Source organism: Sphingobium sp. BS19, assembly GCF_027925545.1.
Taxonomy (GTDB): Bacteria; Pseudomonadota; Alphaproteobacteria; order Sphingomonadales; family Sphingomonadaceae; genus Sphingobium.
Genome location: NZ_BSEF01000088.1, coordinates 1 through 439, shown reverse-complemented (window position 1 = coordinate 439; position 439 = coordinate 1). Strand labels below are relative to the sequence as shown.

The 439-nt window shown below is 58.1% G+C and carries 1 protein-coding gene; it reads left to right on the top strand.

Annotated features, from left to right (window positions below):
• Window positions 1-12: 12 nt before the first annotated feature.
• On the top strand, window positions 13-439 hold a 427-nt coding region (locus QMG56_RS23290; RefSeq protein ID WP_309298607.1), incomplete at its 3' end, for a VOC family protein.

The following is a 439-nucleotide window of genomic DNA, read 5'->3' as shown; positions in this document are numbered from 1 at the left end:
CATGTTGCCATCATGACCGGCGACTACGCCGCCTCTGAGAAGTTCCTCTGCACCATGATCGGCGCACGCCTCTCCGATCACGTCCATCAACAACTGCCCGACGGCAGCGTTCTGAGCGTGGCTTTCATGCGCACGGGGCCCCGGCATCACTCGGTGGCTTATGTTGAGGGACCGATCGGCGGCACAAGCAAGCTGCATCATGTTGAAGTCACAGCGAACCGCATTGCCGACGTTGGCACTTCGTACGAGCGCCTCCAGGCGGCGGGCATCAGGATGGGAATAACGCTGGGTCAGCATCCGGAAATGGAAATGTCATTCTATGCGCAAAGCCCGTCGAACTTTCTCTTCGAACTCGGCTATACAGGGATCAGGATAGAGGATGAGGATGCATGGTCGCCTCGGGTCTATGATCGCATTAGCCTTTGGGGCCACACCTTCC